The following is a 22273-nucleotide window of genomic DNA, read 5'->3' as shown; positions in this document are numbered from 1 at the left end:
ATTATATTAACACTATAGGAATTATATGATATTATGGTTTTGAATTAACATACACTAAGGGGTGATTATCATAGCTATTACAACATTCAAAGCGACTGCACATTTGCAAGAAGGTGTAGTTGTCAAAGTTCGTTCCAGAAATTTCGAGTTTACGATTGATGAGCCTAAAAGTTTAGGGGGAACAGATACTGGAATGAATCCAGTAGAAGCGCTACTCGGTTCATTAGGAGCTTGCCAATCTATCGTTGCCAGGGTGTATGCTAAGAAATTTAATATTCGTCTTGATGATTTTTGGGTTGAAGTAGAGGGAGATCTCGACTTGGATGGATTCTTTAAAAAGTCGGATGTTCGTCCAGGATATTCTGATATCCGATACACTTTCCATATCAAAACAGATGCTGCCAGAGAGCAAGTCGAAGAGTTTGTAAAGTTTTTGGAGGAAACTTGCCCAGTCGGAGATACAGTAGCTAATCTAGTAAATCTTAAATTAAGCGGTATTATCATCGAAAACTAATCATTCAAACTAACACCCTATTAGGGTGTTTTATTCTGTAATAAGGAGACTATTTCTTTCCTCTTGCTTTGCAATGACTTCCTCCGGATTTATTTCCCTTAGTAGAGGTTTTCCTGAAGAGCCTTTTCTGTCATCTAACAATCCGATAATTCCATCCCTTTTGTAAACCTTTTTCCACCGGTCTGCTGCTAGTACAGAGTAAGTTCTGCCAAAGGGAAAAAGAAAAAGATGTCGAATAATATCGATAGGTGATTATAAATAGATAAAAGAGGGTCATGCCATGCCTAATCTTCACAATTACCGAAAGCTCGGGAAGAACAAAATCAGTCTCACTACGCTTTTAATTGGGCTGGTTTCCGTCTCTGTCTTATTAACGTTAACAATTCTGCTTTTCGCCTCATACCAATCTAACAAGCAATCGCTTTTTACTACGACGCTGACGCTTAATTACTCCACAGCTGACAAAATGAGCCAGACGATGGACTCCTTATTCAAATCCATGCGCAATAGTCTCGTCTTTACCGCAGCCTATTTGTCGAGCAATAGCCAAATGAGTGAACAAAACATGCAAAACCAGCTCGAGCTGCTCCGTCATAACAGTAATTATTTCAATTCCATCGCCGTGATTGATGAGAATGGAATTTTCCGCAGTATGGCGCCCTCATCTATCGGGAATATCGGGCAGCGGATTTCAACCCCGGCAGCATGGGAAGCATTGGCCTCACGTAAATCATATATATCCCTACCGTATACCTCCACTTCAACCGGTCGTCTTATTGTTTTAATGAGCGAGCCCTTATTCGATCATGACGGCACATACCGCGGCTTTCTTGCAGGAACACTGTATTTGGATGAAACGAATGTACTGAATACAATTTTTGGAACTAGCCATTACGATGAATCCGGTTCCTATCTTTATGTCGTTGATACAAAGGGTAATTTATTATTTCATCCGGAGAAAAGTCGTTTAGGAGAAAATGTAAGTGCCAATCAGGTCGTGCAAAAAGTGCTTCAAGGAAAGAGCGGTCACGAGCTCGTTGTAAATACGCTTGGCGTCGCTTTGCTTGCTGGCTATTCGCCAGTGACGGAAAATGGCTGGGGTATCATTGTAAACTCCCCTATCAGTGTCGTGTACGAACAATTAAACCGGCTCATTCGATCCATTTTCTTTTATACACTTCTTCCATTCACGTTATTGTTGGTAGGCGCCATACGGATTGCTCGCAAGCTGGCGAGTCCATTCGTATCGCTGGCCGATCTCGTTACTCGTCTGGGGCAAGGAGCCAGAGTCACTCCGCCCGATATAACGCGGCACTGGAATCGTGAGGCTGACTTGTTGACGAGGACGATTACCGATGCTTTTCATGGCTTGCAAATACAAACCGATCAGCTCGCCCACGCCGCAATGACCGACCCGTTAACAGGTTTAACGAACCGGAGAACTCTCGAGACACTGCTGAACCAATGGACGTCAGAGCAGTCCCCCTTTAGTCTGATCGTCATGGACTTAGATCGCTTCAAATCCATTAATGATACTTACGGTCATCTAATAGGCGATGAAGTGCTGAAGCATTTGGCCCGGATTGTCATTCAATCTATTAGGGTGGGCGACATTGGCTGCCGTTTTGGTGGAGAAGAATTCGTCGTACTGCTCCCTCATGCCACATTGATCGAGGCGAGACTGGTTGCCGAACGAATCCGCATAAGCATGGAACAGAGCGTAAACCCTAGCGGGAGGACGGTTACAGTATCACTAGGAATTGCTCACTATCCTTCCCACGCGCAGACTGCGGAGACTTTGTTTCATTTGGCTGATCAGGCGTTATACAAAGCCAAGGAGACCGGCCGTAACCGAACAATTGTGGTAGGGATGGAATGACTTACTGGATGGTTACGTTCCGATCAGTCCTGCAACCGATCTGTACAAGTTTTTACAATTCCTTGCATCGTATGATATAATAGGAACATATGTTTTGTTTACGAGCATTAGAACCTTACCGTAAGGCAGGTGCATTATGTCCCATATCATGAAAGTATCGGTAAGATCACTGGTGGAATATGTGCACCGCTCAGGAAGTATTGAGTCGGGTTTTCGAACAACCGCCTCCTTGCAGGAGGGGACCAAAGCGCATCAACAAATCCAAAAAAATTACACCGAGCTTGACCAAAAAGAGGTTCATCTGGCAGGCATCCTACATTATGGAGATATAGAGCTGCAGGTGGAGGGCCGGTGTGACGGAATATTGTCAGACGGTGTAGGGTTTACGATAGAAGAAATCAAATCTACGGGTGGGAGTCTAGACCACATTGAGGCTGATACTTATCCGGTCCATTGGGCCCAGGCCTATTGTTACGCTTATTTCTTTGCCAAACAGGAGGGACTGGAGAGCTTAAGCGTTCGCCTAACCTATGTACAGATCGGTACGGAGCAGCAGAAGCGATTTTTAAGAGGTGTCAAGATTGTCGAGCTTGAGTCAATCATTCAATCTTTAGCGGCAGCCTATGAACCTTTTGCCGTCATGCAGCTCGAATATGAGGAAAAGCGAAATCACAGCATTCGTGAGCTCGCCTTCCCATTTGATTCCTATCGTCAAGGGCAAAGATTGTTCGCTGGCGCCGTCTATAAATCCATTGTAGAACGGCAAAAGCTGTTCGCCAAAGCACCTACGGGAACGGGAAAGACGATATCCACTTTATTCCCGGCGGTTAAAGCGATCGGCGAAGGCGAGCTTCAACGGATGTTTTACTTGACCGCCAAGACGATTACACGGACGGCTGCAGAGCAAGCCTTCGACTTTATGCAAAACAAGGGTCTTCATTTGAGATGTGCTACGCTGACTGCTAAGGATAAGATTTGTTTCAAGGAAGAGACCCTATGTCAAAAAGAATATTGCGAATTTGCCAATGGATATTACGATCGCATCAATGAGGCAGTCCTGGATATTTTAAGCAACGAAACGTTGATAACACGAGAGACGTTCGAGAACTACGCCCGTAAACATACGGTGTGCCCCTTTGAATATTCGCTGGATGTATCGTATGTCGTTGATGCAGTAATTTGCGATTATAATTATATTTTTGATCCGCGGACTTCCTTGAAGAGGCTGTACGAGGAACAAAAGAAACAGACAGCGCTTCTTATCGACGAGGCACATAATTTGGTCGATCGTGGAAGAGAGATGTTCTCGGCTGAGCTAAGCAAAGCTCCGTTCCTGCAGCTAAAAAGGGATTACAAAGGGATCAGCCGCTGGGTAGCCGGCGCAGCCAAAGATATTAACGATTATTTCATTCATTGGCGAAAAGCCCACGCTGAAAGTAAAACCTTCGAACAGCCAGAGCCCCCTGAGGAATTGCTCCCGCTGGTCGAAGCTTTCGCAGAAGCGGCGGAGGAGGAGCTTTCCTCGGCTTTCATTAGCCGGTCTTCCGCAGGAGAAGCGCAGCAACAGCTGCTGGAAGCCTACTTTGCAGCTCAGAGTTTTATTCGCATAGCGGGATATTATAACGACGCTTATGTCACTTATGCAGAGATAGACCGAAGCGATGTTCGGCTCAAGCTATTTTGCCTTGATCCTTCCACCTTGCTGAGCCAAATGAGCAAAGGTTACCGTTCACAGGTGTTTTTCTCGGCAACGCTTTCTCCGCTCTCCTATTACCGTGATATGTTGGGCGGATCGCTTGATGACTACGTACTCACGATTCCGTCGCCTTTTCATAAGGAACAGCTGGACGTATGGTTATTGCCGCTTTCCACCCGCTATCGCGACAGGGAAGCTACCAAAGGTCGGATCGCAGACGGTATTCATCAAGTATTGCAGGAGAAGAAAGGCAACTTTCTAATTTTTTTCCCTTCCTACGATTATCTAAATGAGGTATATGAACGTTTTATGGAGCAGCCTATCGAAGCGGACATCATCGTTCAGCAGCCTGTAATGACAGAGCCGGAGCGCGAAGCGTTTCTCGCGTCGTTTCAGCCAGAACGAGACAAGCGCTGCATCGCATTCGCAGTAATGGGGGGCCTATTCTCTGAGGGGATTGACCTTGCAGGAGAACGGCTGACAGGGACCATCGTTGTCGGGGTCGGTCTGCCTCAAGTGGGGCAGGAGCGGGATATTATTAAACGTTATTTTGATGCTCGAGGCCGCAGCGGCTTCGATTACGCTTATGTGTATCCTGGAATCAATAAAGTTCTGCAGGCCGGAGGCCGATTGATACGAACGGAAACCGATCAAGGAACGCTGCTGCTCATTGACGACCGTTTCTCCCAGATAAAATACCAGCAACTGCTGCCCGATGAGTGGAAGCCGCTGAAAGTTATGGAGATTCCAAGATTGGAGCAAGGGAGAAGAGTTATCGAATCTTTCAGCAGCTACGAGCCTTAAGTGAATAACGGGTGCCACGTTCATTTCTTAATTGGACAAGGCTTTTGGGCGCTGATGTGGGGGACATAAGTAACTTTCTTGCAACTGCCGGATATACAGATTTGAGCACACAAGTGGGGCAACCGCCAATCTAATAACATAATACCCACGCCGATAAGTGTTGCTGGATCTGTAATGAAGTAATCTACTATGACAAAGAACTCGATTTCCTTAACTGCAGGAAATCGAGTTTTTTAATACATCGAATTTGCTAAACGTGCGAAACTCGCGTTTTGTTAGTGGTACCTCTTTACCTTTTCCTCCTTTTAAAAGCCTATTGCGCACTATATCGCCGCGTGATATAATCACTCCATGATAGATCGTATCACGATATATCACAGCGCGATATAATAAGCCAAATGCGGCTTCGATGCGGGAAAGTAGGCCCTATGAACATCAATAAGCTATTAGAACAATACATTCCGATGTCTGAGACAGCTTTTTATACGCTGCTATCCCTGCTGGAGGTCCGCCATGGATACGGCATCATGCAGCATGTGGACGAAATAACCGGCGGCCGGATACGACTCGGGGCGGGCACGCTATACGGAAGCTTGTCTCGTATGGAGAAGGACGGCTTGATTGGCATCATCGCCGAAGAGGACAGACGTAAGCTGTACCAGGTAACCTCTGCCGGTAAGACACTGCTGAAGGCGGAAATGGGCCGGATCGGGGAGCTTTACCATAATGCCAAGAAAGTCGAGGGGAAGTTAGATGAATGAGAGCAAACGGGTGTTCAAATGGTGGTGGGCATGGAATCCGGAGACAGTAGAAAACTGGCTGGAGGAAATGGAGGCTGAAGGCTGGCATCTCGTAAAGGTCCAGCAAGCGGTGACACGGTTTTATTTTGAGAAGGGTCAGCCTCGACAAATTCGCTATTGTATAGATTACCAGAACAAAAAGGATTCCAATTACATGAGTATCTTTCAAGATACCGGCTGGGAATACATTTACGAGAGCAGCGGCTGGTACTTATGGAGAATGCCTTATACCGGTACACGCCCGGAAATTTATACCGATCTTGATTCGCTGATTGAGCGGAACAACCGATTGTCGGGAGTTTTTGTAGTCCTTATCACTACCCAGATCCCAATCATGACCGCCATCACAAACACCATCTGGAAATACCCGTACATTCTGATCCTATACGTCATCTTATTCGGTATCCTTATCTACTCCTTGGTCCGTATGACAAGTGCTACTAATAAGATGAAGAAAAAGCGGGATGCCCTGAAATGACGTGGCAGCTGCTTCCCCCAACAAAAGCGACTCCGTACATCACGTAGCAGCACTTTGCTCAGCTAGCGTATTGACATTAGTTTGACGTCAAACTATAATACGATTATGGAAAATAGAGATGCTATTTCATTAATTTCTAAAATTAGAGAGAAAGTTAACCGGTTTATTGTAGCAGAGATGGTGAAGTGTGGAATAGACGGTATTGGCACTTCGCATGGTGATATCTTCTATGCGTTATTTAAGAAGCCTAGACTCACTATGGCCGACATTTCTAAAAGAATTAATAAGGATAAGTCTACAGTCACAGCACTTGTTGATAAGTTGGTTCGGCTCGGATATGTGACAAAGGAAAGGGACAGAGAGGACACGAGGGTTGTTTATGTTGCTCTAACCCATAAGGGTAATGAACTGAAGCCGATCTTTGAATCAATATCTACCGAAATGTTAGACGTGTTTTACTTAAACATCTCTGAAAAAGAAAAAGAAGAGCTGCTAAGCATTCTAAAAAAGATATATAACAACTTATAAATTTTTTTCAATATATAGTTTGATATCAAATCAAATGTGAGGAGGAAATAATCGTGAGAGATTTTACGAACGAGTTGCCCGATCATATGGAGAAATACATTGGGGAAAATGATTTATTTTTAGAGATATTTGAGGGGGAACCCGTGAAGAGCTTTCAAGCATAGATGAAACAGCAGATGACATTGAATTTCAAAGAAAGTATCTAACAATGGAGTCATCAAAGGCATTTAACGCTTTTGTTTTTTCAATCGAATCAAAGGGTATATCCATAGATAGCAGTTCCATTTCTTGCCCGTGCTTGGTTATCAAAGCAGTGAACTGTGATGATGACGACCGTCGGGGTAAGGTGACAGCGGAGCACCTCCGTGCTGAATATAATGGGCTTTGGAACACAACTCATACCGGCGTGCTCGTAGGGCAGAGATATACGGAAGCCGTTGATACAATCATGAATTGGTTAAAAAAATACAAAAATGACGCCAGGCTAAGTTAGCATTCCGTCTATTGAAAAGGGTACGCTAAACGCAGATGACCTGGGGAGTGTTGTCCCCAAATGATCGTTTCTCCCTATGAAAATGCAACACCTGCCCTAATATGGCAGGTGTTTTTTTGTATTACAGTAGTCAAGAAAGAAGCAGTTCTAATAACACACTTAGAAAGGAGTGCTGTATTCAACCCAAAACTGAAAACGTTTGCAAATTAATTCTGCATTCACTGAATTCGGAGGTGTTACGATTGCGTATGATAATTCAAAAAATATTGTGCTGTGCCCTTCTGCTTCAGCCACTAGCTATCGGAGGCAGCCTGTTGAATCAGGCTCCTGCATCCGCTGCGACTGTCAACGATGGGCAGATCACCTTGTTAGAGAAAGATTTCTCGACCGCAGTGGAAGGGCAATCCGCCGCCCAATTGGGCTTCGATTATTCTACGCTTCCTTCCGGGGCTACGAGCGACGCTACGATTCAAGAGGAACCGAGCAGCAAGCAAAAAGCATTGCATCTCGCCGTTAATGATGCAGGAGCGAGCCCTTTTCTCATCAGCAAAACGTTCGGGGAGAGCAAAACCGGAACGATTACCGCTGAGATTACATTCATGCAGCCTGGCAGTGCAAAGAAGCAGGACCAGCTGCTTCAGTTGTATAATTCCGGCAGCGGCACGAGCAGCAAATATTTGGTGATAAGCGGCCTGGATCCGAGCAAGGGTGCGGTGTATTGGACGGATACCGCCCCGACCGATTTGAAAATTCCTTACCAGTTGAATCAATGGCATACAATGAAGCTGGAAGTCAATACGCTGAATAAAAGGTTTAGCCTTTGGCTGGACGGAGTAGAGATTAGAGCCAGGGATAAAGCCAATTTATTTTCTAACGATAATTCAAATGCCTTTAATTTCAAAAAGCTGGTTATCGGAACTCCCGCCGGCAATGGGGAGGTATATGTCCGCAACGTCAAAGTTACTCACACTCCCCCGAAAGAGCCAGATGCGCCGCAAATCGCTTATTGGGTTGGGCGTGATCAGTCGATCGCGATGTGGATTTACCCTGATACGGCGGTAACCAAGTATTCTATTAAAATTAAAGCGAGGGAGGAAGACCCATGGTATACAACCGCCACTTACACAGGCACCCCACAGACCATTCCTATTCTAGCCTCTCCTTCGGCAGGGAACGAATGGGATTATACACTGAACAAAACAGTCAAACTAACGAACGGCAAGAAATACATCATCGGTGTAGCGGCCATTACGAGGGATGAAGTAGCAAAGGTGGATATTGAAGGGAAGATCACGCAGTTCGAAGCGACGCCGTATGCCGTCACTCCCATTGAACCACCTGCTGACAGTATTATGGGAACCGTCAATGCTTACAACAATTATCAAGCGCATAGATGGTCTATTCATGCAGGATTGAAAATAGGAGATGAACCGTTCGCCGATAGAGCTTCACCGCTCAAGATCGTCTCCCTACCCGAGAAGTACCAGAAGGCAGATTGGATCAAAACCCATGTCGATACGATGAAATACAGCGGTCCTTATCCGCAAATAGCGACCTTTTCCGTTCGGGATAAAACGGCTGTTTATGTAGCTATGGATCAGCGGGAAACTCTGCCAGATTGGCTGAAAGCAAGTGAGGGATGGACGGATACAGGGGAGGTCATTCAGTTGGCTGATCCGGCTCTCACCTATTCTTTTAAAATCTATAAAAAGATGTATGGGGCCCAAGAAGAGGTCGTCATGCCTTGGAATAATTATACCGAATACAACAGTGGCAATAATGCGGGTTACTTCATGTTTGCGGAGCGCGTTCCCACTGACTTGAAGCTGGATCCGGTCAAACCCTATACGAATCTTGCGAACTATACGATATCCGGTACGGTTGCGGAGAATGTGTATGCCGGAAGCGTGTCGTCCTCTGTCTATCAGAACGTTTATAGCAGTACAGTAACCTTATCGGTTTACCAGAACAAATCGCTCGTATACAACACCTTGTTGACCCAAAATCAGTATATGGTGGATCTGAAGCTGGTGCCGGGTGCTAATCTCGTTGAGGTTATCGCACAAAGGCCGAATGCCGCGTTCTTCGATATGGTTACCGCGACCGTTACTTATGATCAGATCTCGCCTGAGTTTCAGATTGCTGCCCCGCCTCCGGTCGTCAAGGAAGCAGGTTATATATTACACGGAAGCTTGAGCAAATCTGTATTGCTGACGGTAAAGCTAAACGGCACCATCGTGGCGGATTCCGTATCGCAGACCGGGCAAGTTCCGTTTGCTTATCCGCTTAATTTAAAAGAGGGCAGCAACACCATAGAAGTATCTGCTGTAGATACAGCCGGTAATAGGAGTACGGTTAACTATGTCGTTCAATATGTATTTTGGATGGGCCCGCCTGAGACCGTTGACTTGGAAGGAAAGCAAATCACCGCCATTACTCCATCGAAGGATATGCTTGCGCAAAAGCAAGTAACGAACCCGACGTCTTCCCATAAGCATGTTACTTTATGGTTCGTGCTTTACGACAGCAGCAATTCCATGGTGGATTACTCCAGCGTCGACGCGGACCTCGAACCGGGACAAACGAAAACGTTATATGCCGGCTTTACACTCCCTTCCCAAACAAACGGCTATAAGGTAAAAGCGTTCATATGGGATAGTCTTACGGGAATGAAGCCTTACTCAGATGTATTTGAGCTGTAAAAATAGCTAAGATGAGCATGGATCATAGTTTCGCTAGTCAAACATAAGGAGGTTAGGATATGAAGAATGCCCTGCGAGTGGGGCTGTGCCTTGTGATCAGCCTGAATCTCATGCCGATAAGCCCATTTACCGGTTCTTCTGCCGCTTTCGCAGCGGTGCAATCGATACCGCCTTTGGAGCAGCCCAAGGCGCTTCAAGCAGTGCCGGCCAATCATCAGGTCACTTTATCTTGGGATGCCTTGCCCGGTGCGGCGGCTTATCAGATCAAGCGAAGTATGGTGAACGGGGGGCCTTATTCCGTTATCCAAAGCAACCATGCCGCAACGAGTTATACGGACTTGAGCGCAGAAAATGGCAGTGTTTATTACTACGTAGTTACGGCAACTAATGCATCGACGGAGAGCATGATTTCCAATCAGGCTAAAGCATCGCCTTATGTTCCCCTTGCCGGTGTTCCCGTGCCTCCCACAGATTTTGCTTCTACAGCCTATTACGGGAGTGTAGAGTTGACGTGGTCCAAGACGTCCGATGCAGCCAGCTACAACGTGAAAAGAAGCGGCACGAGCGGAGGACCTTATACGACAATAGCAAGCGGCCTGACAGATTTATCTTTCAAGGATATAGTCACGGAAGGGAACGCCGCCTCCATTCAGAACGGACAAACGTACTACTATGTGGTTACAGCCCTGAACGCTAACGGCGAGGGCCAGCCGGCGAAGGAGCTGGCAGTGTCCCCGGCCAAAGTGATATCGGTAGCTCAGGATGGAAGTGGCGATTTCACCAACGTGAAAGACGCTCTTGCAGCCATTGACTCCAATAACACCCTGCGTACGGTAATTTATATAAAAAAGGGGACGTATACCGAGAATGTTGTTATTACGCCGCCTTATGTAAGCCTGGTGGGGGAAGGAACCGAGCATACCAAAATAACAAGCAATAAATCGAATGCGACAAATCCGGATCAGTTTATATCAGCAGCAACAGTAGTAGTCAAAGGGGATCATTTTACGGCGATGAACCTTACGATTGAGAATAGTGCCAAACCTGCTGACGGGCAAGCCGTCGCGTTAGCTGTCCAAGCAGACCAGGTCGTGATGGAAAATGTACGGCTTCTTGGCTATCAGGATACGCTGTATGCAGGAATTCGAGCCGAAAGCCCGCGAATTGGAAGACAATATTACCGTAACAGCACGATTGTCGGACGTACCGACTTTATTTATGGCCCGGCCAGTGCCGCTGTGTTCGATCATGTGGATGCCATCAGTATTAACAAGGCTGACAGCAGCGGGTATGTGACGGCGGCGGCTACAAAGAATCAAACCGATCCCGGACTTGTATTCCTAAATTCACGTTTATTGAAGGACAGCAGCGTGCAAGGCAAGCATTTTCTAGGCAGACCTTGGCAAGATAATCCGGTTGTCCGCTTCATCAATACGTATATGGATGATCATATCGATCCGCTCGGCTGGACGACGATGCAGGTAGAGACGTATACATTTGCGGAATACAACAGCACCGGTCCGGGAGCAAGTCCTGCTACCAGAGTCATGGGAACTCAAATGACCGCTGCAGAAGCCAGCGAGCTCACCATTCCCCGCATGTTTGACGGCTGGGACCCATCCCGCTCGATTATTATTCCTCAGATGTTTCCCGAATTAAAGGCTACAGTTGCTCCTGCACTGCCGGATGGTCAGAACGGTTCGTACACGAAGCCTGTCATGATATCTATTGAGGAGAATCAGGAGCTTCCTGAAGAAGGACGGGTTCAATACAGGATCAATGACGGAGATTGGAAAGGGTATGCGGCTGAATTTGAAGTCAGTGAGCAAGGCGATAACATTATCCAGTTCCGTTATGTCGATAAGGCTGGAAATGTAAGCGCCATCCAATCCGTAATCGTGAGGATTGATCGCGATGCTGTTCCGCGAGTTCCTGCCTTTCCAGGTGCGGAAGGGGCTGCCATGTATGCCAAAGGAGGCAGAGGCGGTCAGGTTTATGAAGTGACGACTTTGGATGACTACGATATATCAGCAGGAGAAGCTCCTATTCAAGGTTCCCTTCGCGATGCGGTAAGCGCAGGTAATAGAACCGTAATATTCCGTGTGTCGGGAACCATAAACCTGAAGCGTGAACTGGATATTACGTCGGGCAACCTAACGATAGCCGGCCAAACGGCGCCGGGGGATGGAATCGCAGTTAGCGGGTATATGGTCAAATTCGGTAACAATGATGTAGGAACCGATCAAATTATCCGTTATATTCGGTTTCGCGATGGGATCAACGTATTAAGCGACGCCGCAGATATTACGGGCAACAATATTATTGTTGATCATTGTTCATTCAGTTGGAGCTCTGACGAAACCTTCACGATTAAGAACCGCAAAAATTTCACGGTGCAGTGGAGTATTATCAGCGATAGTCTCAACCTATCCATACATGGAAAGGGGGCTCACGGCTATGGCGGTATATGGGGCGGAACGAACGCTACGTATCACCATAATCTTTTGGCCAACCATAACAGTCGAAATCCGAGGTTTGACAGGCAAACCGATCCGGATAATTATCCTACCAAGATTGATTACCGGAACAACGTCGTTTATAACTGGGGCAGTAACTCGGCTTATGGAGGCGAACAGGCCGTTGGCATTAATATGATCAACAATTACTATAAGCCGGGTCCCAGTACATTTGATGGGGTCAAGAGTCGAATCGTCGCTCCTTCCGGAGAAGTAAATAGCGGCACATGGTACATTGACGGCAATATTGTGGAAGGTGCACCCGACGTCTCGGCTAATAACTGGGTAACCAATCCCCAGGGACAATGGAAGGCCATCAATCCTCAGGGACCTCTTGTCCGAAAGTATAAGCCCATCCTAATACCGGATGCTAAAGATCCGATAGGAGGACCAGTTATTACGGATACGGCTCAAGAGGCTTATGAGAAAGTTCTTCAAAGCGCAGGCGCTTCTTTGCCCAAACGGGATTCACTCGATGCCAAGCTCGTGGCTGATGTGAAAAATGGTACCGGCCGTATCATTAATACGATCCAGAGCGACGGTGGATTACCGGTCCTCAATTCGGCAGCAGCTCCAGCGGACAGCGATCATGACGGGATGCCGGATGATTGGGAGATTGCACACGGACTCGATCCCATTAACGCTGCGGATGCCGCAATGGTGGATAAGAATGGATACACCTATTTGGAGAACTATATGAACTCTCTGGTTGTTCCCGTATTGCCAAATCCTGTTGTCCAAACGACTGGAATTCGCATGCATCAAGCTTTTAAGGAGGGGCAGACGATATCTCTCCATGCAGAAGCTGCGGCGGATAGCGGCATTGCTCAGATCATTTTTTATTCCGGTAATCAAGAGATCGGACGGGATAGTACAGCTCCATACTCGCTTGATTGGAACCAGGCTCCCAAAGGAGAGCACTATATCTATTCTAAAGCTATCGATAATGAGGGGAGAATGACCTTGTCCTCCGTTACTATCATCTATGTGAACGGAGCGGGAGACACCTCGCCTTGGGTATCTCAGGATATAGGCTCAGCCGCAATCGAAGGCAGTGCAAGTCAGGAAGGGACGGCTTTCACCGTGAAAGGAGCTGGAGTCATTGGCGGCAGCTCGGACACGTTCCACTACGTCTATCAACCGGTCCAAGGCAATTTTGAAATGGTTGCTTATGTCAACTTTGCTTCTGAAATTGATGACTTGACCAAAGCGGGGCTTATGGTAAGGAGCAGTCTTTCCGACAATTCCCAGGCTGCGGCGGTTGTCTTGACACCAGATACGGCGGAAAATGCGCCGACCGGGAGGCAAGCACTCTTTATGAACCGAACGGCGGAAGGGGAGAAGTATGGTTCGAAAGCCGTCGCCTCCAGTAATTTGAAGGCACCCTTCTGGTTGAAGCTTGTCAGAACGGAAAATACGATCACCGGCTACGTGTCGACCGATCAGGTTAACTGGGGGATCGTTAGCTCTGCGGTTCTGAACCTTCAGGACCAAGCCTATGTCGGAATGGCCGTCGATGCGCCAAAATCCACAAGCAATTCCGATTATTTGGCCGCAGCCACTTTTAGCGATGTCCAATTGCGCCGTTCGGCGAATTTTGTCCTGGATAACCCAAATACGGATACCGTCGATATTCCTTCTTATTCCGTCCGAGGGACGATGCTGGATAGCGCCAATATGGATGTCATTCTCAACGGTACTACGGTTGTCAATTCGGTTTACCATGAAGCAGGGTCGCATTTCAGTCACAAGCTGCAGCTTATTGAAGGTCTGAATACGATTACCGTATCGGTTCATAATGACCAGGCGGGCAATGCGGCGAGTTCGAAAACATTGAATGTCACCTATAACAAATCAGCCATTGTATTCAAGCCGACCTCGGCGGTTCCTGCTGAAGTCAACACCGCATCCTATGAGCTCTCGGTAACGGTAAACCGGGGAGCGACGGCAATCGTGAAAGTTAATGGCTCGTTACTGCTCAATAACGTCGCGATGACCGCCGATGTACCGCTGCGCATTCTTTTACCGCTTCAGGAAGGAAGCAATGAGATCGTCATCACCGGTAAGGATGAGTACGGCAATACAGGTTCGAATACCTTCTTAATTACTTACAATAAAAATTGGGGAACGGGAAAGTTCACCATTCAAAAAACAACGTTAAGCGACCTCGGCGGCAACTTGCTGTACAGCCTTAACGGGGTAAGGGATGTGTCGGTCAAGGTGAATTTATCAAGCCACTCCAATGTCAGTCAGAACGGCGTGGTAGTGATCGCTCTGTTCGATGCACAGGATCGCATGACCCGTTACGCGATGACGCAGCAGACGATTCCGGGAGGTTCAAGCTATGAAACGAGCGCACAGTTACGACTGCCTGAGAATGTAACGGAGGGCTACCAATTAAAAGTATTTGTCTGGGATCAGATGACCAGTAAGAATGTGATCTCGAATGTGGTCACAATTCCCTAATCGAATATAGGGGCTTATGGGGATAGGGCGGCTTCTACGCCGCTGCTATCCTTTGTCCCCCTAAGGAGGAGTAAGGTTTGAAACAATCGATGGTGCTTTTGATCGTGCTGCTATTATGCTTCAGTCTAGTGCTTCCAGCTGCAGCAGCCTCTGCTCCTGCGGTGAGCGTTACTTATGAGAGCTCCAGCGGTCAAGTTAAAGTGACGGGCAGTCTAGGCAATGCTCCAGGCAGCATCGTGACGGTTCAAGTGAGAAATCCGAACGATGTGCTCGATTATTTGGATCAAGGAACGGTTGATGCATCGGGTCATTATTCCTTTGTCTACACGCTGAAGCAGAGAGTCAACGGGAACTATATTGTCAAAGTAAGCGGAGAAAACGTACTGACCGTTTCATCAGCGATGTTCTATGTAAGCCCGATGCAAGCGCCGAGTGTAACCGCAACATTTGATTATGGGACACGCAGCGTCCTTATTTCTGGCTCTGAGGGAACGACTGAAGGCAATCCCATTCATGTCGAGCTGCTCAATCCATATCAGGTAGTGGAATATTCCGACCAAAGCTTAACCGGAGCCAAAGGAGCTTATAACTTCAAGTACACTATTAGTCAACTGACGAATGGCACTTACACTATAAGAGCGTGGGGGCAAGACAGCGGTTTATCGCAAACTGCAACTTTTACTGTTTCAATAGGCAGCAGTCCCAGACGCCCTTCGTCATCAGGAGCGGCGACCGTGCTGGAAATCCCTCAGACACCGCAAAATCCAGTTTCTTCGTCAGAAGGAGGTTTGAAAATCACTCTTGATACTCAATTAGATCCTCTCACTGGGGTAGCCTCTGCTCAATTAGAAGATGCACTGTACAAAAGTGTACTGGAGCAGGCTCAAGCCGCCGGTTTACGCACAGTCACAATAGAGCTGGGGAAAGCAGAAGAGACCCTTTGTTATGAGCTGCTTGTTCCAGCAGCCTATTTTATGATTAAGCCGAATGTTGAATTATTGATTGTAACCGAGCTAGGAACGCTCCAGATTCCATCCCACATGTTGAGCAATATATCTTTGAATGCGGCAAAGCAAATGGGTATACGGATTGGCAAAGCCGATGCAGGATCACTTCCCGTATCGGTGCAGAACAATGTAGGGGAGCGCCCTGTTGTCCAAATGGAAGTTCGTGTAGACGGACAAATCATAACTTTTAATAACCCGGAAGCATCCGTAACTGTGGGGGTTCCATACCAGGCTGCGAACGAGGAGCTACAGAACGCAGAGCATCTGACCGTCTGGTATATCAATTCGCAGGGAAAAGCGGAAGCTGTGCCGACAGGGAAGTATAATGCTTCCCCGGAAAACGTAACGTTTAGCACGACCCATTTCAGCTCCTTCGCAATAGCTTACGTATTCAAAAGCTTTGAGGACCTGGAATCGGTCCCTTGGGCCAAAAAATCTATCGAAGTGATGGCGTCGAAAGGTGTGATTACTGGTGTGTCAGACAGGGAATTTGATCCGACTACGAAGGTCACTCGGGCGGATTTTATGCTGCTATTAACGAAGGCTATGGGGTTCAATGCAGCGGTTCAAACCAACTTCAGTGATGTAGCAGCCAGTGATTATTATTATCATGCTGTAGGTGTAGCCAAAGCGCTCGGTTTGGCGGAAGGACGGGACGATGGCAAATTCCATCCCGAAGAGCCTATCTCCCGACAGGATATGATGGTTCTCATCTCCCGTGCATGGAAGAAAGCGAGGAAAGCACCGATCGGAGGCACGGAAGACGATCTGAATACTTTCGCGGATCAATCGGAAGTTTCATCTTACGCAGTCAACGATGTAGCTGCGATGGTCAAAGCAGGTGTGGTGGAAGGAAGCGGAAGCACATTGAACCCGTTGGCAAATACTACAAGAGCTGAAGCTGCTGTACTGTTGCATAGAATTTATTATTCATTATAACAAAGCATTACCTAGCCATAGAAAATATAGGGGCTGTCCCTCAGTAGTTTTAACTATTGAGAGACAGCTCTTTTTCCCTTATACCGCGTTAAATTGTAAAAATATCATAGCTATTATTTTAATTACATAATTTTACATATTTAGTCTATAATAAGTGATTGATCACCGAAAGGAGCGACAGATCATTGACAGGATGAACGACACGAACTTAACGCTCTGAATACAACCGTCATCTCGGAAACGCCCCATTTTGTAGGTTAACGGGCTGTACTGATGGAGGGGTTTTGTTGCAAACATTTTAAAAGTGTCTCCGTATGTTCTGTCGCATACTGGTTATACATGCGGACTGCAACGGTATTATACTTCGGAATAACGACGACATGGCAGCCAGTTGCGCCGTAAGCTTCAAATAAATCTTCATTATAATACCATCCCATAATCCGTTTAGTGGCGTTTCCAGGTGCAGTTCTTAATGCCTGAGATAATTGAAATATGGAATTTGGGATGATCTGCTGCCCATTTACATTACCATTGTTTAGAAAAAGATACCCCCAATAAGCAAGGTCCTTAGTGCTCATATATAAATTACGATCATGCCCCTCATTTGACCCAAGTCTAACAGATGCATGACCATCGCCAGCTGTGAAATCACAGACTAAGCCTTCTTTCGGTATAGCAATCCATTGCGTATTCTTAAGCTGCATCGGTTCAAGTACTTTCCCTGTGATAACTTGCGATATCGTTTGACCTGTAATGCCCTTAATTATTCTGGCAGCTAGCCCTTCACCTTCTACTTTTTCCGCTCCGAAAAATTTAGGTTTTGTTTTGGTAAGGACGTTACTTAAGGTAATTTCCTTAATCTCATCATGTGGGATATCTTCGATATATGGATTAATAGGAGTATTAAGGTCGAGACCGGCATCCATGATTGCGAATGCTAAAGCTAGCGCAATGTGTGTTTTCCTAATGGAATATACGTTAAATTGGGAATCGGATGTGACGGGGAGAGCGCCGTGCTGATCGTGATGATAACCAGAATACCATTCGGTAACTATCCGATCGTTCTGAATGACTACAACTGCTGAAGCCGTAGCTTTAATGGCATCTCTAGTTTGTTCGACATGTACAACTAGGGGATCAAAAAGAGGATTGGGTTGTATTTCAAGCTCCATAACAAGTCTCCTTCATAATACCATTTATGGAAAATGACAATTTAATATTAAAATAAGTGGACATTTCCCACAACCTCCAAAAACATACGTTCGCCTTTATCTACCAGAACACAAATTCCCCTACCGTGCTTGCACGAGGGTTTTCAGAAAACAACAACTCTCTAAATCTATTCTTTTCTTGTATTTTCATAGAATAGCGTTTAAGAGCTCAGTAAAAACACCTCCCTTACAGAGCATAGCCACTGCAAGGGAGGTATTTTCTATGAGGATATACTATTGAAATTTACCGGCGCCTGCGTTTGCTTTGACTACCGTTGCCACATTGCTGCTCGCATCGATTGTGCCATAGAGAGACGGCGTCCAGCCGACAGCGGTGCTAAGACTGTTACTTGAGGCTACATTAACGGAGCTGCCATTCAGCAAGGTCCCGGAATCATACAGCGTCGTGCCGCCGCTGAATACGCTCGCTATTTTGGCTGCAGACAGGCCAGGAATGCTGAAGGCGTTATTTTGAGCGTATATTTTGGACGATTTTCCAACTCCCCATGCGTAGCTAAATGGATAAGTGGAATTTGAAGTGCTGCCTTCATAGTAGTTGTTGTAAATATGGACTTGTCCAAAGCGAACACGAGGAGCACGCTGTACAACATCCTTGTAATAGTTATGATGTAATGTGACCTTCAAATGCCCATCATCAGTGGTGGCGCTGTCGCTGCTGCCGATGAGTGATGTTTTGTCATGGTCGTGGAAGTAGTTATAGGAGGCTGTAATGTAATCGGCCGCGTTGGAAATGTCAAGAGTCCCGTCGTGATGCTGGTATTCTCTGCCGAAATAGGTGCCGTTCGTGCTATCAGGATGGGCTCCATCGCTGAAGGTGCAGTGGTCAACCCATACATGAGTGGCTCCTTTGATGGTAATGCTGTCATACATGGAATTCCAGTTGCCGGAGCTTCCGTCGGTAGGATCCCATTGTGGGAAGTAATCATAAGCATCTTGGAATTCAATATTACGGATAATAATGTTGTTGGCTCCACTCTTCAGATTGAAGTTGCCACCTGTAATTTTGGCTGTCGTTCCTGAACCGACAATCGTAGTGTTTGAAGGGATGTCAATCACAATGCGGGCGGCTTGATTTTGCTGCGACTTTTTCCTAGCATCCTCCTGTGTGCCGGAAGGAACCTTGGACGTTCCCCATGTTGCAGGATCGTAAGCAGTCAAATATTTATTGAAATCATAGGCGGGATCTTTATAATCGTTAAGTCCCATTGCATTATTGCTGTCATTGACATTCATATTGATCGTTCCCGAAATATAAATGATTTTGGGCGTGGTGTTGGTGCTGCTTCCCAGTGCGGTTACTAGCTGTTTGCGGTTGGTGACGGTAAAAATGTTTGAGGACGAAGCGGTTGAACCTCCCGTGGTACCTGTGGAATAAGCGGCCCAGCCGTCATTGGATGCAAGCACCTGATGGCCGAGGTCTGTTGCTGCAGTTGCAGGAACTATGCCTACCAGCATGGTTGCGACAGCTGCCGCAGTTACGTACGAGAACCATTTTTTCTTCATTAACAATCATTCCTCCGATAGCTTTTGTTTTTTTTGAGACAGCATGGCCTGTTAACTATCCTTTATTTCTAAGCGCTATCTGGTTGCTGCAATCATTATGAATCTCCCCTTAATGGCTTGACTATAGTCTAGTTTTAACTTTCGCATTTAACCTTGATGTGACGCCTTTTTTTGGGTTATTTGGTTGAAACGGGTGGCAGGAAATAGAGGCTAGTGATTATTCGATCAAGAGGCTTGATTACTACGAAGCAAACTTATCGTAAATTGAATCATTTGCAGGATTTTGAATAGTCTCAACAGAGAAGTTAAGGAAGAAGCCATGAAGCATCTTAAGCAGCAGGAGCTCGTTTGGACTAGAAAGCTGCATCCGCTTGTAGTGACATTCCCATAAAATGGGAGAACGCAGTCGATTTTCATCGAGTGGGATCAGAAAGGCACCGAAGGGACACCATCGAACCTCGGTGAATATGCTTTACGAATCGTTCCGACTTTATTTCACTATGAGATAGGTGGGGATGGAAAGGCAAGGAGAATCACAGAGGAAGAAATTAGGCAAATAATAGGTAATATGGATTTTTTTATATTTTACCGAACGAATGATGTTTTCGGTAAAAGATGCGAATAGCATCCGATGGAGCCAGACACATTCGAACACGTTAATACACATTTGATCGACACATTCCGTTGGATTAAGTAAAGCCGGATAAGCTTGGTTCATAAGCTTATCCGGCTTTTTTTAAGAGTACTATCATGTTTACGAAGTAAGAAAAAGCAAGCCTAGGTCCCGCTGGTTCTAATTCTGGCTTCGCTGCTTCTCCTGCATCTCCAGATAGTTACGCATCCGACGCATATTTTCGGGTGCGTCCATAGGATCCGCAGCGATCATTTCAATGATGCAAAGTCTTCGGGCACGTTCCTTATCAGCTTGGATGATAGCCTGATCAAGCTCTCCATAGGTCCGGACAGTCACGGCAAATGCATCGCCTCCAAAAGCTTCGGCCAGCTTGGTGTATGACCAACGCGGAACTTTGTTATATTGCTGATCCTCTGTTTTGACATTTAAATATTTCTCGATCGTATAACCATCATTGTTCAAGACGAAGATAATGGGCTTGCATTCATAATAGAGCATGGAGCTGATTTCTTGGGCTGTCAGCTGCAAGGAGCCGTCGCCTGTAAATAACAATACCCGGCGGTCCGGTGCAGCGATACTGGCACCGTATGCCGAGGGTGTGGCATAACCGATGGATTCCCAGCCTCCCTGAGCAATATACGTTACATTGCGAGGCAGCCTCACCTGCGCCATCCCGTTGTAAAACGTACCGGTCTCAGCAATCACAATATCTCCCTCTTTCAGCATCTGCTGAAAACGAGGATAATAAATGGCCGCACTTAGCGGCTCATCGGTACCACCGGTTATTTGGTCGTACGGGAATATCGCTTTTTCCACCAAACCTTGACCTTTGTACCCAACCTTCTGCACCGCAAGCAGCATGTCGGCTGCTAGCACATTCGGATATTCCGCTTCTGCGACCTTGACCATGTCCGGTTGAATATCGACCGTCACCAGCGGGTTCAGCTTTGCGGTGAAATTCGCAGTGTTAACGTCCGCCCATAACATGCCTACCGCAATGATACAGTCTGCATTTTCTACCGTGGTTTGAACTTCAGAACTTCCGAAAGAGCCCCCGTACATCCCCATATAATTCGGATGAGTTTCGTCGAATGCCCCCTTTCCGAACATCATAGTCGCAACAGGTACGTTCATGGCGTCGGCCAACCGCCGAACCGCTGTCTCTAGACCGAACCGCATTGTTTTGACATCAACAAGAATGACCGGCCGGTGGGCACGCTCAAGCAGATGGCGGACCTGTTCTGTTGCTGCCTGAAGGGTATTCAAATTGGATGTTGGACGCGGCGGCACCGGCTCTTTCCGGGCAATAATCGGCTTGGTCACTAAATCATCAGCCACAACCAGGTATACCGGCTTTTTCTTTTCCTTCGCTATGCGAATTGCGGTTGGAATTTCAATCTCGGCGTTTTCCGGCGTCAGCACCGCGGTATAAGCCGTAATCAGCTTATACACTTTGTGGAAGACGTCGAAATCTCCATTCATAAGAGTGTGGTGCATCAACTTGTGTTCCTTTTGATCCTTCTCGGGAGGAGCACCCACTATATGAATCAGCGGCACATGCTCGCTGTTAGCTCCTGCTATCGCATTGCAGGCACTGAGCTCCCCGACCCCAAAAGTCGTAATAAGAGCGGACAAGCCTTTGATTCTTGCGTAACCATCCGCCGCATAACCTGAGTTCAATTCGTTTCGGCCACTTTTAAAGCGGACCCCGTTATACCGCTCCAGCGTATCCAATAGGGTAAAATTATAGTCTCCGGCAACGCCAAAAATATCGGTAATGCCCTCCAGCTTCAGGCAATCGAATAAATACTGGCCGAGTGTTTTTTGAGCTGTGCCCGTTTGCGTGTTAGAGCTGCCAGGCGCTGTCATGGTTCCCATCTCTTGCTCACTCCCTATCTTTTCAAGTCTGCACTTGCATAAGATTCCCTTTTCATTGGATTGGTTATTCATTAAGGAATGCTCAATATGCTAGTGTTCTGTGTGACCTAAAAAGGATCTCCCAAGCGTTAATCGTAACGTTAGACGAGCCAGAAAGGTTAATGGACTAATTTTTTGAGCTTAACGATGACGTGGAGCTTTGAT

Annotated in this window: 12 protein-coding genes; 9 read left to right on the top strand and 3 right to left on the bottom strand. The window is 46.6% G+C overall.

What is annotated here, in order from left to right; all coding sequences use genetic code 11:
* The first annotated feature begins 70 nt into the window (after nucleotides 1-70).
* From QMA13_RS22955 to QMA13_RS22915, 9 genes are all read left to right on the top strand, one after another.
* On the top strand, nucleotides 71-514 hold the full coding sequence (locus QMA13_RS22955) for an OsmC family protein (protein ID WP_028551595.1): 444 nt from the start codon (nucleotides 71-73) through the stop codon (nucleotides 512-514).
* 280 nt (nucleotides 515-794) lie between these two features.
* A complete protein-coding gene (locus tag QMA13_RS22950) occupies nucleotides 795-2393 on the top strand; it encodes a sensor domain-containing diguanylate cyclase (protein WP_282936062.1) in 1599 nt (532 codons plus the stop codon).
* A gap of 148 nt (nucleotides 2394-2541) precedes the next feature.
* Entirely contained in the window at nucleotides 2542-4893 is a 2352-nt protein-coding gene (locus QMA13_RS22945) for an ATP-dependent DNA helicase (protein WP_282936061.1), read from the top strand.
* Nucleotides 4894-5321: 428 nt separating this feature from the next.
* Nucleotides 5322-5654 carry a PadR family transcriptional regulator gene (locus QMA13_RS22940; protein WP_282936060.1) on the top strand — a complete coding sequence of 111 codons (333 nt, stop codon included), beginning with the start codon at nucleotides 5322-5324 and terminating at the stop codon, nucleotides 5652-5654.
* Nucleotides 5647-6171, top strand: coding sequence for a DUF2812 domain-containing protein (locus QMA13_RS22935; RefSeq protein WP_282936059.1), 525 nt, complete (start codon nucleotides 5647-5649; stop codon nucleotides 6169-6171). The genes QMA13_RS22940 and QMA13_RS22935 overlap by 8 nt, the downstream gene beginning before the upstream one ends.
* A gap of 105 nt (nucleotides 6172-6276) precedes the next feature.
* Entirely contained in the window at nucleotides 6277-6699 is a 423-nt protein-coding gene (locus QMA13_RS22930; protein WP_282936058.1) for a MarR family winged helix-turn-helix transcriptional regulator, read from the top strand.
* A gap of 735 nt (nucleotides 6700-7434) precedes the next feature.
* Nucleotides 7435-9894, top strand: a complete 2460-nt coding sequence (locus QMA13_RS22925) for a hypothetical protein (protein WP_481858012.1) — start codon at nucleotides 7435-7437, stop codon at nucleotides 9892-9894.
* A gap of 59 nt (nucleotides 9895-9953) precedes the next feature.
* Nucleotides 9954-14876 (top strand): pectinesterase family protein, encoded by a 4923-nt coding sequence (locus QMA13_RS22920; protein WP_282936057.1) that lies wholly within the window; start codon nucleotides 9954-9956, stop codon nucleotides 14874-14876.
* A gap of 77 nt (nucleotides 14877-14953) precedes the next feature.
* A complete protein-coding gene (locus QMA13_RS22915) occupies nucleotides 14954-16822 on the top strand; it encodes an S-layer homology domain-containing protein (RefSeq protein ID WP_282936056.1) in 1869 nt (622 codons plus the stop codon).
* A 257-nt stretch (nucleotides 16823-17079) separates the two neighbouring features.
* Here QMA13_RS22915 and QMA13_RS22910 read toward each other — a convergent pair whose 3' ends face one another.
* The 3 genes from QMA13_RS22910 to QMA13_RS22900 all read right to left on the bottom strand — a co-directional run bounded on the left by QMA13_RS22910 (nucleotide 17080) and on the right by QMA13_RS22900 (nucleotide 22069).
* The gene (locus QMA13_RS22910; protein WP_282936055.1) at nucleotides 17080-17994 is read right to left on the bottom strand and encodes a serine hydrolase domain-containing protein; all 915 of its coding nucleotides are present in this window, start codon (nucleotides 17992-17994) and stop codon (nucleotides 17080-17082) included.
* Between the two features lie 273 nt (nucleotides 17995-18267).
* Nucleotides 18268-19557: a pectate lyase gene (locus QMA13_RS22905; protein WP_282936054.1), complete on the bottom strand. Its 1290-nt coding sequence runs from the start codon at nucleotides 19555-19557 to the stop codon at nucleotides 18268-18270.
* A gap of 793 nt (nucleotides 19558-20350) precedes the next feature.
* On the bottom strand, nucleotides 20351-22069 hold the full coding sequence (locus QMA13_RS22900; protein WP_282936053.1) for an alpha-keto acid decarboxylase family protein: 1719 nt from the start codon (nucleotides 22067-22069) through the stop codon (nucleotides 20351-20353).
* Nucleotides 22070-22273 lie beyond the last annotated feature (204 nt).

The sequence above is a fragment of the Paenibacillus sp. RC67 genome, assembly GCF_030020805.1.
Classification (GTDB): domain Bacteria; phylum Bacillota; class Bacilli; order Paenibacillales; family NBRC-103111; genus Paenibacillus_S.
This window is presented reverse-complemented; position numbering and strand designations above follow the sequence as displayed.